This window comes from Streptomyces sp. NPDC127190 (assembly GCF_042672505.1).
GTDB lineage: Bacteria > Actinomycetota > Actinomycetes > Streptomycetales > Streptomycetaceae > Streptomyces.
Window position 1 is genome coordinate 220645 of record NZ_JBHXVE010000003.1, and the last position, 14327, is coordinate 234971.

At 74.8% G+C, this 14327-nt stretch carries 9 protein-coding genes and 1 pseudogene; 3 read left to right on the plus strand and 7 right to left on the minus strand.

What is annotated here, in order from left to right; translation table 11 throughout:
- Window positions 1–2: 2 nt before the first annotated feature.
- Window positions 3–455 carry an ATP-binding protein gene (locus tag ACFVIU_RS06755; protein WP_385841074.1) on the minus strand — a complete coding sequence of 151 codons (453 nt, stop codon included), beginning with the start codon at window positions 453–455 and terminating at the stop codon, window positions 3–5.
- 431 nt (window positions 456–886) lie between these two features.
- Window positions 887–2128, minus strand: a pseudogene (locus ACFVIU_RS06760) (DUF6777 domain-containing protein); the annotation flags it as partial.
- A gap of 177 nt (window positions 2129–2305) precedes the next feature.
- Between ACFVIU_RS06760 and ACFVIU_RS06765 the strand changes: the two are divergent.
- The gene (locus ACFVIU_RS06765; RefSeq protein ID WP_385841075.1) at window positions 2306–3583 is read left to right on the plus strand and encodes a streptophobe family protein; all 1278 of its coding nucleotides are present in this window, start codon (window positions 2306–2308) and stop codon (window positions 3581–3583) included.
- 31 nt (window positions 3584–3614) lie between these two features.
- Here the strand turns inward: ACFVIU_RS06765 and ACFVIU_RS06770 are convergent, their stop codons facing one another.
- From ACFVIU_RS06770 to ACFVIU_RS06785, 4 genes are all read right to left on the minus strand, one after another.
- A complete protein-coding gene (locus ACFVIU_RS06770; RefSeq protein ID WP_385841076.1) occupies window positions 3615–4601 on the minus strand; it encodes a serine/threonine-protein kinase in 987 nt (328 codons plus the stop codon).
- On the minus strand, window positions 4601–5143 hold the full coding sequence (locus tag ACFVIU_RS06775) for a hypothetical protein (protein ID WP_385841077.1): 543 nt from the start codon (window positions 5141–5143) through the stop codon (window positions 4601–4603). The genes ACFVIU_RS06770 and ACFVIU_RS06775 overlap by 1 nt, the downstream gene beginning before the upstream one ends.
- Before the next feature lie 6 nt (window positions 5144–5149).
- A complete protein-coding gene (locus tag ACFVIU_RS06780; protein WP_385841078.1) occupies window positions 5150–7492 on the minus strand; it encodes an FHA domain-containing protein in 2343 nt (780 codons plus the stop codon).
- A gap of 72 nt (window positions 7493–7564) precedes the next feature.
- A complete protein-coding gene (locus ACFVIU_RS06785; RefSeq protein ID WP_385841079.1) occupies window positions 7565–7972 on the minus strand; it encodes a hypothetical protein in 408 nt (135 codons plus the stop codon).
- A gap of 309 nt (window positions 7973–8281) precedes the next feature.
- Here ACFVIU_RS06785 and ACFVIU_RS06790 point away from each other — a divergent pair, with 309 nt between their 5' ends.
- Window positions 8282–8665 carry a nuclear transport factor 2 family protein gene (locus ACFVIU_RS06790; RefSeq protein WP_385841080.1) on the plus strand — a complete coding sequence of 128 codons (384 nt, stop codon included), beginning with the start codon at window positions 8282–8284 and terminating at the stop codon, window positions 8663–8665.
- Between the two features lie 10 nt (window positions 8666–8675).
- On the opposite strand, the gene ACFVIU_RS06795 is transcribed toward ACFVIU_RS06790, so the two are convergent.
- The gene (locus tag ACFVIU_RS06795; protein WP_385841081.1) at window positions 8676–9113 is read right to left on the minus strand and encodes a PPOX class F420-dependent oxidoreductase; all 438 of its coding nucleotides are present in this window, start codon (window positions 9111–9113) and stop codon (window positions 8676–8678) included.
- A 183-nt stretch (window positions 9114–9296) separates the two neighbouring features.
- On the opposite strand from ACFVIU_RS06795, the gene ACFVIU_RS06800 reads away from it, so the two are divergent.
- Window positions 9297–14327 (plus strand): amino acid adenylation domain-containing protein (locus ACFVIU_RS06800; RefSeq protein WP_385841082.1); only part of this gene is annotated, 5031 nt, incomplete at its 3' end.

Consider the following 14327-nt stretch of genomic DNA (forward strand, 5'->3'; position numbering starts at 1 on the left):
GCTCAGCGCGTCAGCTCGAAGCGGGCGCGCACGCGCTTGCCCACGGGGACCCGCTCCACGGTGACCTCGGAGGCGAGCGCGTGCACGATCTCCAGACCGTGCCGCCCGACGCGCCGGGGGTCCTTGGGGTAGCGGCGGGGCAGGGTGCTGCTGCTGTCGTACACGTACACCGTGACGGCGCGGTCGGTGCCTTCCAGCTCCAGGATGTACGGGCCGTTGCTGTGCCGGTCGGCGTTGGTCACCAGCTCACTCACGACCAGGAGCAGCTCGCCGTCGGCCCGTGAGCCGACGTGGGCACACCATTCGGTGCGCAGCTGCTCCAGAAACCGGGCGGCGAAGGCCCGGGCCTCGGCGATGCAACCGGGTTCACCGGTGTAATGCGCCGCTCGCCGCAGCGGCTCCACGGGTACGTCGAAACCAGTCGGTATCACTGTCCCGCCCAGGTCCTTGGTCATGCTGTCTCTCTCGGAACTCCCGGTACGGCCGATCGCCATTGCAGCAGTCCTTGTACCCCGAGCCGGGCCCGGCAGTCCCCTGAGGCGTTCGCCCACCGCGCACAGTGCGGCGGCTCACACCGCCGGACCGCTCAGCCGCCCGGCGCCGAGCCGCCCTGGGACTCGCCGGGTGCCTCGCCGCCGGGCGAAGCGGGGGCCTGCTCCGACCCCGGCGCGCTCTGTGACTCCGGCGCGCTCTCCGAGGCCGGCAGGCTCCGCGAGGCCGGTGCGCCCGACGAGGTCTCCGCACTGGACGAGGGCGCGGGCGCGGAGCCCGAGCCGGAGCTGGAGGACTCCTTCGACGGGGATTCCTTCGACGGCGAACCGGACGAGGGCGCGGACGACGACTCCGACGGCGACGTCAGCCCCTCGTGCGGCTTCGGCTTCGAGGACGAGGGCGACGGCGAAGAGGACGACGACGAGGACGACGGCGACGTCAGCTCCTGGGGCGGCTTCTTCGAGGAGGAGGACGAAGAGGACGAAGGGGATGAAGAGGACGACGACGAGGAGGACGACGAGGAGGACGAGGAAGAGGAAGAGGAAGACGACGAGGACGAGGACGGGCGGGATGAGGAGGAGGACGAGGGAGACGAACCCGACGGGCGGGGCTTGCCCGACGAGGGCCTCGGGACGCACGGCGTCGACGGGACGCCCGGCGCCCCGGTCGCACCCGGCGAGGGCGGACACGGCACCCGCGGGATCCACGGGTGCGGGATCACCGGCGGCTTGGCGTGCTGGTCGTGCCGGCAGTGCTGGTCGGCGCGGCGCCGGTGGATCCAGTCGTGGTGGTGGGAGTCGTACAGCACGAAGACATTGACGACGACCGGTGCGGGGGTCACGACCACCACGTTCGAGGGCCGGTACGTCGGCCAGCGCTGCCCCACGAAGTGGGGGGCGGTGCGCTGCGGGACCGGCGAGGTCAGCGGGTTGCCGCAGGCGCAGCGCACCCGGGGCACGCCGTGCGCGTCCACCAGTACGGCGGTGCCCGCCTGGAGGACGGACTGATAGCTGGTCGCGGCGCCGTCGCGGAAGCCGTGGTTGGTGACGCGGGTGTCGACGCGCAGCTGGACCGGGGTGAGCGAGCGCAGGAAGGCGGGCACGCCGGACGGCTGGACGCCGGCCACGGAGGCGAACGCGCGGTTCTTGGCGGGGTCGGCCCCCAGGGCCTTGATCTGGGCCTCCACATCGCAGGAGGCGACCTTCTCGGTGCCGCCGTACAGGCCCGGCGCGCCGCCCTCCACGCCCTGGACCGCGTTGGCCGCGCCGGACGGCGCGGCGGAGGCGGGTGCGGAGGGTGCGGGCGGTGCGGAACTCTGCTTCGCGGTCGACGTGGTGAACGGGTCCTGGCCGGTGCTGCCGGCGGGCTGGAGGAAGACCTCGCCGCCCTTGGCGGAGGAACCGCCGCCGCCCGGACGGGTGAAGACCAGACCGAGAACGACGGCGGCGACGAGGGCGGCGGTGAGCGCCGCGACGCGCGGTACGGACTTCCACCACGGCCGGCGCGGTCCGTGCGGACCGGTGGCGCCGCTCGGCGGTCCGGCGGGCGGCGGTCCGGCGGGCGGCCGGGAAGAGCCCGACAGCGGGCCGGAGGGCGGCCCGGTGGGGCGGCCGGAGGACGGAGGTTCGACGCTCACGAGCACTTCTTCCCGTCGCGATCGTCCCGATGCGCGGCTTTTCTCAGTCACGTTCGGATTAGTGCTAATAGCTGCACGTTGCTCCCATTGTGTGCCGCAGAGCCGTCCGGCTCGCAAGCCGACGCGGACGGCCCACCCGGCGGGCGCGGGGCCGCGGGTCTGTCTAGCGTGACTGGCGTGAGCCCTCCGACCGTCTCCGCGCGGCCCGTCGCCCCTCATGGCTGGGTGCAGGGCGTGGCCGTGGTGCTGACCGGACTGGCCGTCATGGTGCTGGTGGCGGCGCTGGGGCTGTGGGCGGCCGGCGCGGCCGATCTGCCGGACGGCGCGTTTCCGCGGGTGGTGGCCGCGACGGTGGTGGCCGCGGTCGGCGGCAGCGTGGAACTCTCGGGCAACGCCGGGGCGCTCGCCGAGAGCCGGGCCGGGCTGAGCGTGATGCCGCTGTCGGTGACGCTCGCCGGTGCCCTGGTGGTCGGCGCGGGCTTTCTGCGCCCGCTGCGGCACCGGGCGGTCGCCTCGGCCGCGGAGCTGGCCGGCTGGGCCGCCCGGATCGCGGTGCCGTGGCTGGCGGCGCTGATCGGGCTGGCCTTCGCCGCCCGGCAGACCTTCGCGGTCGATCTGGGCAGCGGCACCCTCAGCGACCTGGCGGGCCTGTTCGGCGCCGCGCCGACGGTCGGGTTCACCACGGACGTGCCGCTGACGGTGCTGTTCGGGCTGCTCTGGCTGGCGGGGGTGCTGCTGCTGGCGCTGCTCGTCGCGTGCGGGGCCCCGCTGCCGGGCCGGCTGCTGCGGCTCCAGGAGTCGGTGCGCCCGCCGGCCCACGCGATGGTGGTGCTGCTGCTCGCCGTCGTCGGCGTGGGTCTCGTCGCCTCGCTGGTCACGGCGGCCGTCCACGGGCGGCTCCGCGCGATCCTCGCGCTGATCCTGCTGGGCCTGCCGAATCTGTCCTGGCTGGGCCTGACGGTGGGTCTGGGGGCGACCTGGAACGGCCGGGTGGACGGCCCGTTCGGGCTGCCGATGCCGCAGGTGCTGGACGCGATCCTGCGCACGCCCGACGTCTCGGCGCTCAATCTGCGCTCGCTCACCGCCCACGACGGCCGGTGGTGGTGGCTGGTGGCCGTGGACGCGGTGCTGCTGCTCGCCGTGGCCTTCCGGGCGGCGGTCCGCTCCCCGGCCGTCCCGCCGTGGCGGCATGCGGTGCAGCTGGCGGTGGCGCTGGCACTGACGGTGCTGATGATCTGTCTGACCGGGCGGATCTCGGCGCACTACGGGCTGTCCCTGCTGGGCATCGGGGACCTGGGCGGCAGTCTGTCCGGCGAGGTGTTCCTGGAGCCGCGGCTGTGGCAGGCGGTGGGACTGGGCGCGCTGTGGGGCCTGGTGACCGGCTTCCTGGGCGCGCTGCCGGCCCGGCTGGTGCGCCGCGGGCGCGGGACGAGCACCCCGCCGCCCGCCGACTAGGTCTCCTGGCTGCCTTGTCCGGGCCGTCTCTCTAGGCCGCCGTGTCCCGGGCGCGGAACACCGGTGCGGCCCAGTGCGGCGGCCGGGGCGGCGCGGTGACCGTGCGGTCCACCTCGGTCGCCGGGTGGTCGGCGGCGGGCGCGGGGGCCAGGGTCGCGCGGAGGGCGGCGACGAAGGCCAGGCAGGTGTCGTAGCGGGCGTCCGGGCTCTTGGCGAGGGCCGTTGCGAAGACGGGGTCGACGGTGCCGGGCAGGCCGGGGCGGATCCCGCTGGGCGGGGGCGGCTCGTCGTACTGGTGGGCCCACAGCAGCGCCATGTCGTCCTCGCGTTCGAAGGGCGGGTGGCCGGTGAGCATCTCGTGGACGACGCAGGCCAGGCCGTAGACGTCGCAGCGGCCGTCGACCGGGCGGCCCGAGATCTGCTCGGGGGCCACGTAGTCGAGGGTGCCGACGAACTGGCCGACGCTGGTGAAGCCGGTCAGCGACAGCGACTTCTTGGTGAGCCCGAAGTCGGTGAGGTAGACGTGCTCGGGGTGGTCGCTGTCGGTGCCCTCGGCGACCAGGATGTTGCCGGGTTTGACGTCCCGGTGGACCAGTCCGTGCTCATGGGCGGCGTCGAGGGCGGAGGCGACCTGCGCGGCCATCCGCACCGTGTCCGGCAGCGGCAGGGGCCCGCGCAGGTCGAGCAGATGGCGCAGGTCGCTGCCGGAGACGTACCGCATGGCGATGTAGAGCACACCGTCGGTCTCGCCGGCCTCGAAGACCGGCACGATGTGCGGGTGGTCGATCGCGGCGGCGACGCGGGACTCGTGGGTGAAGCGCTGCCGGAAGGTGTCGTTCCGGGCGAGTTCGGGGGCGAGGAGTTTGAGCGCGACCGTGCGCTCCAGGCGCAGGTCGCGGGCGCGGTAGACGACGGCCATGCCGCCGCGCCCGATCTCGCTCTCGATCAGGTAACCCGCCACCTGCCGGCCGATCAGCTCCGAGGGACGGCCGGAGAACAGGCTGGTCCGGCCGGCCATCAGGGTTCACCCTCGGAGGCGACGAGCCGGGTCGGGGCGTGCCCGGTGGCGTCCTCCCCGGTGACGGAACGGTCGGTGGCGTAGGTGGTGAGGCGCCGTCCGTCGGCGTACTCCCAGCGGCCCTCCTCGGCGTCGTAGAGCCACATGGACGTGCCGTCGAGCACGATGCCGAGCCGCAGTCCGCGGGTGCGCTCCTCGAAGGCCTCGCCGTCCAGGGTGCCGGCGGCCAGCTCCGCGACGGCCGCCCGGTAGCCGGCCAGGGCCTCGGCGGCGCGGTCCAGCAGGGGGCGGGGGTCGGCGGTGCCCGCGGTGCCGTCGGCGGCGGGCGGGTCCTCCGGTACGGCGACCAGCCGGCGGCCGTCGACCCAGGCGGCCCAGCCGTTGGCGCAGCGGATGTGTCCCCAGTCGCCGCGCCACTCCACCAGCTGGACGGGGAGCAGCGGGTCGAGGGGCATGGTGGGGCGGGCCGGGTCGGGGGCCTCCCAGGCGGGCAGGCCGCGCGCCGGGACGACGTGCGTGGGCCGGAATCCGGGGGTCGTCATCGCCGCCTACCTCCGCATCACGGCCGGCTCCTGCCGGCGCAGCAGCCGGGCCACCACCAGTCCGTAGACGGCGGAGAGCACGAGCAGCATGGCCAGGTCGAGCAGCCAGACGCCCGGCGCGTGCCGGAACAGCGGGTCGGCGGTCAGCCGGTCGGGCATGATCCGGGAGAGTCCGACGGTGCCGGCCATGGCGCCGAGCGCCCAGCGGGCGGGCACCAGCCAGGAGAGCTGGTCGAGGCCGGGGACACCGTGCAGTTTCAGCAGGGCGCCGCAGAAGACCACCTGGACGATGGCGAGCAGCACCAGCAGCGGCATCGTCACCTCCTCCTTGCGCACCAGCGCGGAGACCAGCAGCCCGAGCATCATCGCGGTGAACGCCAGCAGGGCGACCGCGAGGGTGAGTTCGGCGAGCGGCGGCAGCAGGACGCCGCGGCCGCCGGGGGCGTTCAGGTGGACGCCGAGGAGGCCGACCAGGGTGAGGACGACGGCCTGGGCGACCGTGACCGTGCCGAGCACCACCACCTTGGAGAGCAGATAGCTGGATCTGGGCAGGCCGACGGCGCGTTCTCGCCGGTAGAGGGCGCGTTCCTTGACCAGTTCGCGCACCGCGTTGGCGGCGCCGGTCAGTACGGCACCGACGCAGAGGATGAGCAGCGCGTTCATCGCGGTGTCCCGGGCGAGCCGACCGCTCGCCAGGGCGCGGGCCATGGCGCCCATCACGAAGGGCAGGGCGACCATGACGAGCAGGAAGGTGCGGTCGGCGCTCAGGACGGCGGTGTAGCGGCGGATCAGGGTGCCGAGCTGGGCCCGGGCGGAGCGCGGGCGGGGCGGGGGCGCGGGGCCGACCGGGGCCGGGCCGGGGTGGTGGGGCCGGCCGGTGGATCCGGTGACGTAGTGCCGGTGGAACGGCGACTCGCGGTACTGCCGGGCCCAGTCGCGGTCCGCGTCGCGGTCGAAGGCCTCGAAGGCCTCGGGCCACTGCTCGCAGCCGAAGAAGGCGAGGGCGTCGCCGGGCGGGCCGTAGTAGGCCACGGTGCCGCCGGGGGCGAGGACCAGGAGGCGGTCGCAGACGCCGAGGCTGAGGACGCTGTGCGTGACCACGACGACGGTACGGCCGTCGTCGGCGAGCCCGCGCAGCATGTGCATGACGGAGCGGTCCATGCCGGGGTCCAGGCCGGAGGTCGGCTCGTCCAGGAAGAGCAGCGAGGGCTTGGTCAGCAGTTCCAGGGCGACGCTGACGCGTTTGCGCTGGCCGCCGGAGAGGCTGTGCACGGGCTGGCCGGCGCGCTGCTCCAGGCCCAGTTCGCGGATGACCTCGTCGACCCGGGCGCGCCGCTCGGCCGGGTCGGTGTCCTCGGGGAAGCGCAGCTCGGCGGCGTAGGTGAGGGCGGCGCGCACGGTGAGCTGCGGGTGCAGGATGTCGTCCTGCGGGACGAGGCCGATGCGCCGGCGCAGCTCGGCGTAGTCGCGGTAGAGGTCGCGGCCGTCGTACAGGACGGTGCCGCGGTCGGCGGGGCGCTGGCCGGTCAGGGCGTTGAGCAGGGTGGACTTGCCGGCGCCGCTGGGGCCGACCACCGCGAGCAGGCACTTCTCCCCCACCGGGAAGGACACGTGGTCCAGCAGGACCGTGCGGTCCTTGCCGACGGTGACGGTGAGGTCCTGGACGTCGAGGGAGACCTGGCCGGTGTCGACGTACTCCTGGAGCTGGTCGCCGGCCGGGCAGAAGGCGGAGTGGCCGATGCCGATGATGTCGCCGGGGGCGACCCGGGCGCGGGTGACGGGGCGGCCGTTGAGGTAGGTGCCGTTGTGGCTGCCGAGGTCGATGATCTCGTGGCCGCCGTCGGGGTGGGCGCGCAGTTCGGCGTGGTGGCGGGAGACGGTGAGGTCGTCCACGACGACGTCGTTGCCGGGGGCGCGGCCGATGCGGACGGCGGTCAGGGCGGGCAGCGGGCGGACGCTGCTGGGCCGGCGGAAGGTGCCGGTCCGCTCGGGCAGGGACACCGCCGAGGGGCGGCCGGGGGCGGGTTCGGGGACGGGCAGGAGCAGGGCGCGGGGGCCGTCGACGGGGTTGCCGAAGCGGATCTCGCTGCCGGGTGCGAGCCGCCATTCGCGGACCCGGTGGCCGTGGGCGTAGGTGCCGTTGGTGCTCCCGGTGTCGGCCAGGGTCCAGTGGTCGTGGTCGCAGCGCAGCACCGCGTGGTGCCACGAGACCCGGGCATCGTCGAGGACGATGTCGCTCAACGGGTCGCGTCCGACGTGGTAGTCGTGGCCCGGACTCATCACCGTGGACCCGGTGTCGGTCTCCAGGACGAGCTCGGGCACAGCCGGGGCGACCGACCGCTCCGCCATGGCCAGAATTCTACCGATCCGCTCAGATGTGCGCCTGCTCGTCCCGTTCCGTCCGAGCGGGATGGACACGTGTCACGCGAGCTCGACCAGCGCGGGGCCGACGCGTTGCATCCGGAGCGCGTCCACGGACTCGGCGAGCAGTTCGTACTCGGTGGTGTCGTCGCTGGCGGCGATCCGCACCAGCCGCCCGGCCGCCAGCTCGTCGGCGGTCCGCTCCTGCCGGGCGTCGTCGGCGCACCAGGCGCGCAGCAGGGCGGGGACGTCGGCGACCGTGTCCGCGACCGGCACCAGCGCCCCGGCCGGGATGGCGGGGTCCGCCGGGCTCGGGTCGAGCCGCTCCGCGATCCAGGACGCCCGGTCCCGCAGCCACCACAGGGCCAGGGCGAGCGTCGGCGCGCGATAGGTGCCGAGCGGTACGCCGATGCGCCTGCCGTCGCACATGCCGTACGCCGTGACATGGCACAGGAACTCGTCGTGCACGTCTCACTCCCCCGTCGCCTCGCTTGGTACCGGGCGGGCCTCGCTCTTCGTGCGGCTCCTGTGGGGTGATGTGTCCCTGACGTTCGAGTATCGCCACTTCCGACACACTGTCACCATGACTTTTTGGCCAGTCTGTTGACATATTCGCCGTCCGTTGTGGCCGGAACGGGTCGCCCGAGCCGCCCGGGCATGACCCCGGAGGTAATCGACCGGCCGCCGAGGTGCCGGGCATGGTGGTCACACCGGATCGGCGAAGCCCCGACCCGGGCCCCGACCAGGAGAGACGACCTCGATGGAGGCTGATTCACCATGTCCGTGAACACCGATCGCTACGCGACCGCCGCCGCCCGTTACTTCGAGGCGTGGAACGCCACCGAGCCCGAGGCCCTGAGGAAGGCGGTCGCCGCCGCGTGGACCCCGGACGGCGGTTACACCGACCCCCTCGCCGACGTCCGTGGCCATGAGGGGATCGCGGCCGTGATCGCGGCGGTCCACGAGCAGTTCCCGGGGTTCGTCTTCCGCCCGCTGGGCGCGGTGGACGGGCACCACGACACCGCGCGCTTCGGCTGGGAGCTGGTGAACGAGGCCGACCGGTCTGCGCCGGTGGCCGGGTTCGACGTGGTCACGCTGGACGAGGAGGGCCGGATCCGGCAGGTGCTGGGCTTCCTGGACCGGGTTCCGGCCGAATCCTGACCCCGCCCGGTCAGGAGGGGATGACCCCGGGCCGGAACGGTTCGACGCCGACGATGTGGCGTACCCGTTCCGGCTCGACCAGGACGTGTACGCGCTGCTCGCCCTCGATCAGCCAGGGGTAGCGGTCCAGGCCCAGGTACTTGTGGGTCAGCCGGTCCATCCCGCGCTCGGCCGCCTCGCCGGTCACCAGCCGCACCGCGCGGCCGGAAATCTGCACCCGGTCGTAGGGGTTGTCGGGGTCGGCGTGCGAGAGGTGGACGCGGGCGTCGTGGCGGAGGTTCTCCTCCTTGATCCGGCCGACCGAGGTGTTGAAGACGATCAGCCCGTCCTCCAGGCCGACCCACATCGGTGTGACATGCGGAGCGCCGTCCGGTGTCACCGTGGCGACGTACCAGAAGTGGGGTCCTTCCAGCCGCGCCCGCACCCGCTCGTCCAGCCGAACCGCCATGCCCGCTCCTCCTGTTGATCACCGTCTGGCACAACCACTGTGTCATATACATGGATTGACGAGGCGTCACCGCTGTCCGAAAGGCCGTACCCGCCACGGCGGAAGGGACACAGCACCGGCAGTCGACGGCCACTAGCTGCCGCCGGACGCTTTCCCGGCCAGGTCCGCACCTATGGTCTGATCATGAACTTACCGAGCCATACGGATCAGCCCCGCCTCCCGCTGACCGCCTATCAGCGGGACGTGTGGGCCTCCGCCGTACTGCACCCGGACGATCCCCAGTTCAACTGCTGTGTGACCGAACGTCTCACCGGTCCGGTGGACCGGCGGCTGCTGGCCGAGAGCGCCGAGGCGGTGCTGGCCCGGCACGAGACGTTCCGGCTCTGTTTCGACGACCCGGACGGTACGCCGGTGCAGTGGGTCGGCGCCGCGGCACCCGAGGTGGGCCGGCTCGACCTGGAGCGGGAGGCGGACCCGGCCGCGGCCCGCGCCGCCTGGCTGGAGGCCGACCTGCTGCGCCCCCTGCCGCTGCGCGGCGCCCCGCCGGTGCGGGTCACGCTGCTGACCGAGGGGCCCGACACGGTGGTGCTGCGGCTGACGGCGCACCATCTGGTCGCGGACGGCTGGACCTGCGACCGGGTGACCCAGGAGATCCTGGAGGAGTACGCGCACCGGCACGCCGGGGCACCGGCGCCCGCCGCGGACCCCGTTCCGGTCGCCGGCTTCCTCGCGGAGGAGGCCCGCTACCGGGCCGGTGACGCCTTCGGCGAGGATCTGGCCCACCACCGGGCCGCGCTCGCTGACACCGGCACCGCATTGTTCACCCGCCGGGCCCCGAGCGGCGCCCGGCGCCGGGGCATCCGCACCGTGCCCGTCGACGGCGCGCTGGTGCGGCGGATCCGGGAAGCCGGTTACTCCCCCTTCGCCTATGTGGCGGCCGTCCTCGGCGGGCTGCTCACCCGGCTGCACGGCAGCGAGGACGTCGTCCTGGGCATCCCGCTGCTGAACCGCGCCGGCTGGACGGCGACGCCGTACGGCCAGCTCGCCAACACCCTGCCGCTGCCGCTGCGGCGCCCCGGGGCGCGCCCGGTCGGCGAGCTGGTGCGCGAGACCCGCGAGGCGGTCCGGGGGCTCCAGCGGCACGAGCGGATCGCGCTCGGCGACCTGCTGACCGGGCTGGCCGCGGACGGCGCGGGCGGTTCCCGGCAGCTGTTCGACGTGACGTTGTCCTATCTGCGCTACGAGCGGCCCGCCGTCCTCGACGGGGTGCGGCGCGAGACCGGCATGCAGGCCCCCGGGTACGACCAGTCCGCGCTCAACGTCTTCGTACGGGACTTCGGCGACGCCCCCGGCATGGAGATCGACCTGGTCCACGCGCTTGACGTGTTCGACGAGGACCTGCCGATCGACGCGGTGGCCCGCCAGTTGGAGCGGCTGCTCGCGGGCTGCCTGGACGACCCGGCGGCGGAGCTGTCCGCCGTACCGGTGACCGGCCCGGCGGAACGGGACGCCCTGCTCGCCCTGGGCCGGGGCCCCGCCGCGCCGGAGCGGGAACCCGGCACCCTGCACGGCCTGTTCGAGCTCCAGTGCGCCCGGCGGCCGGACGCCGTCGCGGTGACGGACGCCGCCACCGGCCGCTCGCTGACCTACGCGGAGCTGGAGCGCCGCGCCAACCGCGTGGCCAGGGGCCTGCGGGCGGCCGGCGTCGGCGACGGGGACCGGGTGGCGGTGGCGCTGCGCCGCGGCCCGGACCTGCTCCCGGCGCTGTTCGGGGTGCTCAAGGCGGGCGCCGCGTATGTGCCGGTGGACCCGGACTACCCCGCCGGGCGGATCACGCACATGCTCGACGACTGCCGGGCCGCGGCGGTCGTGCTGGACGACGAGGGGGCCCGGGCGCCGTGGGCCGCCGGCCGGGAGCACGCCCGCCGGGTGGCCGAGCTGGAGGCGGGGCAGGACGACGCCCCGCCGGAGACCGGCGCCGGTCCGGGCTCCCTCGCCTATGTGATCTACACGTCCGGGTCGACCGGCCGGCCCAAGGGCGTGATGGTCGAACACCGGTCGGCCGTCAACCGGCTGACCTGGATGCAGCGGCTGTACCCGGTGGGCGCGGACGACGTCCTGTTGCAGAAGACCCCCGTCTCCTTCGACGTCTCCGTGTGGGAGCTGTTCTGGTGGGCCGCCGAGGGGGCCCGGCTGGTGCTGCTGCCGCCCGGCGCCGAGAAGGACCCGCGGGAGGTGGCCCGCACGGTCCGCGACCACAGTGTCAGTGTCCTGCACTTCGTCCCCTCCATGCTCGGCCCCTTCCTCGACCTCGACGAGCCGCCGGTCTCCTCGCTGCGGTACGTCTTCTGCAGCGGCGAGGCGCTGCCGCCCGGGCATGTCGAACGCTTCGCACGGACCTTGCGCACGGGCCCGGACGGGCCGCCCCGCCTGGTGAACCTGTACGGCCCCACCGAGGCCGCGGTGGACGTCACGGCGTACGACTGCCCCGGCGACCCGGCGCTTCCCGTACGCCGGGTGCCGATCGGACGGCCGGTGGACAACACGCTGCTGTACGTCCTCGACGCCCACGGAAACCTTCAGCCGGCCGGTGTGCCGGGCGAGTTGTGCATCGGCGGCGTCCAGGTCGCCCGGGGCTATCTCGGCCTGCCCCGGCTCACCGCGGAACGGTTCACCGCCGACCCGTTCGTGCCCGGCGGACGGATCTACCGCACCGGGGACATCGCCCGCTGGCTCGCCGACGGCACCCTGGAGTACCTGGGCCGGGCGGACGGCCAGGTCAAGATCCGGGGCAACCGGGTGGAGACCGGCGAGGTCGCCGCCGCGCTGCGCGAGCTGCCCGGGGTGCGCGACGCGGTGGTGGCCGCCACCACCGCCGGGGGCGGCGGCACCCGGCTGGCCGCCTGGTACCTGGCCGGCGACGACGACCCGGGCCCGGACCGGCTGCGCGCGGCGCTCGTCGCCCGGCTGCCCGCGTTCATGGTGCCCGCCCTGCTGTGCCGGATCGACCGGGTGCCGCTGACCCCGAGCGGCAAGACCGATGTGCGGGCGCTGCCCGACCCGCGCGGCGCAGCGGAGCCGTCCGGCGACGCCGCGCCGGCCGACGGGGTGCAGGCCGCGCTCGCCCGGATCTGGGCGGAGGTGCTGGGCGTCGAACGGGTCGGCGTGCACGACGACTTCTACGCCCTCGGCGGCGACTCCATCCGGCTGCTCACCGTCCGGGCCCGGGCCGAGCGGGAGGGCCTGCGCTTCTCCCTCGACGATCTCGTGGCCGCACCGACCGTGGCGGCGCTCGCCGCCGTCACCGTCGCCGACGCGCCGCCCGGCCCGGCCGCGACGGAGGGGCCGCGTCCGTTCGCGCTGGTGTCCCGCGTCGACCGGGCGGCGCTCGGGGACGCCGAGGACGCCCACCCGCTCTCCCGGCTCCAGCTGGGCCTGATCTTCCACTCCCGGCGCCGGCCCGGCACCGCCGTGTACAAGGACGTCTTCCGTTATGTGCTGCGGATGCCGTGGGACGAGGCGGCGTTCCGTACCGCCGCCGCGCGGCTGACCGCCCGGCACCCCGTGCTGCGGTCCACGTTCGCGCTCGCCCGCGTCTCCGAGCCGCTCCAGGTGATCCACCCGCAGGCACCGGCCGGTGCGGACTGCGTGGACCTGCGCGGCCGTACCGAGGCGGAGGCGGAGGCGGAGATCCTGCGCCACGTGGACGAACGCCGGGTGCACGACTACGACTTCGAGCACGGCCCGCTGTACTTCCTGCGCGCGTATGTGCGCCCCGACACCGTGGAACTGGTGCTCGGCTTCCACCATGCGCTGCTCGACGGCGCCAGCGTCGCCAACCTGCTGCGGGACCTGCTCCAGACGTACGCGCACACCCTGGGGCTCGGCGCCGCTCCGGTGCCCGGCGGGCCGCTGCCGCCGCCCGCGGCGCACGTGGCCGCCGAGCGGGCCGCGCTGGACTCCGTGGCGAGCCGCGCCTACTGGGGCGAGGTCGTGCGCGGGGTCGACGTGCCGGCGCTCGCCGGGGCCCGAGCACACCGGCCGCCGACCGACGGGGAGCAGATCGTGTGCCGGCGGGAGCTGCCGGCCGACCTCGCGGACGCGCTGCGGGACGCAGCCCGGGCGCACGGGACGCCGGTCAAGTCGGTGCTGCTGGCGGCGCACTGCCTGACGCTGGGGCTGTTCACCGGCGCCCCCGAGGTGCTCACCGGGCTGGTCACGCACGGCCGGACCGAGGGGGAGGGCGAACAGGCCCTCGGGCTCTTCCTGAACACCGTCCCCCTGCGGCTGCCCACCTCCGGTGCGAGCTGGTCCGCGCTGGCCCGGCAGGCGCTGCACCGCGAGCGCGAGGGGTTCCCGCACCGCCGCTACCCGCTCAGCGCCATCCAGGAGGAGCACCCCGGCAGCGAGCTGGAGACGGCGTTCAACTACGTCCACTTCCGGCAGCTCACCGAGGTGCTGACGCTTCCGGGCATCCGGCTGCTGGACTTCCGGACCTGGGAGGAGACCAACTTCACCCTGCTGGTCAACGCGGTGCACGACCCGGTGGACGGCCGGATCGGGCTGCGCGTCGACTGCGACGGGCGGGTGTTCAGCCGGGACCAGGCCGAGCTGCTCGCCGACACGCTCGTCGCCGTGGTGCGCCGGATGGCCGAACACCCGCTGGAACAGGCCGGGTTCGGCTTCCTCGCGGCGGAGCCCGCCCGCCCGGTACCGGCACCCGTGAGCCAGGAGTGCGTCACGGACCTCTTCCTGCGCCAGGCCGCCCGCACCCCCGACGCCCCGGCCCTGGACCACGCCGGCGACATCTGGAGCTATGCGCGGCTGGCCGGCACCGCACGGGCCGTGGCGCACCGGCTGCGCGCCGAGGGCACCGGCCGGGGCGACCGGATCGGCGTCGCCATGGACCGGGGCCCGCAGGCGGTCGCCGTGCTCCTCGGTGTCCTGCTCACCGGGGCCGCCGTGGTGCCGCTGGACCCGGCCTATCCGCCGGCCCGGCTGGCGCTCATGGCCGACACCGCCCGGCCCCGCCGTATCGTCGCCGCCGCCCGGCACGCGCACCTGGTGGCGGACTGCGCGCCGCTGCTGTCCCCCGAGTCGCGGGGGGGGGCCGGCCCCCCCCGCGCGGGCCGCGGCCGCCCCCGGCCCCCGGCCCCCGGCCCCCCCCCATGGGGGGGGTACACCCGCGCGGCCGCCGGCCCCCCAGGCAGGGGC

Excerpts from the sequence above, each read along its gene's own strand:
- ACFVIU_RS06775 (WP_385841077.1), bottom strand. The coding sequence starts at position 5,143 with ATGACGACCCCCGGATTCCGGCCCACGCACGTCGTCCCGGCGCGCGGC.
- ACFVIU_RS06780 (WP_385841078.1), bottom strand. The coding sequence starts at position 7,492 with ATGGCGGAGCGGTCGGTCGCCCCGGCTGTGCCCGAGCTCGTCCTGGAG.
- ACFVIU_RS06770 (WP_385841076.1), bottom strand. The coding sequence starts at position 4,601 with ATGGCCGGCCGGACCAGCCTGTTCTCCGGCCGTCCCTCGGAGCTGATC.
- ACFVIU_RS06795 (WP_385841081.1), bottom strand. The coding sequence starts at position 9,113 with ATGGCGGTTCGGCTGGACGAGCGGGTGCGGGCGCGGCTGGAAGGACCC.
- ACFVIU_RS06790 (WP_385841080.1), top strand. The coding sequence starts at position 8,282 with ATGTCCGTGAACACCGATCGCTACGCGACCGCCGCCGCCCGTTACTTC.
- ACFVIU_RS06755 (WP_385841074.1), bottom strand. The coding sequence starts at position 455 with ATGACCAAGGACCTGGGCGGGACAGTGATACCGACTGGTTTCGACGTA.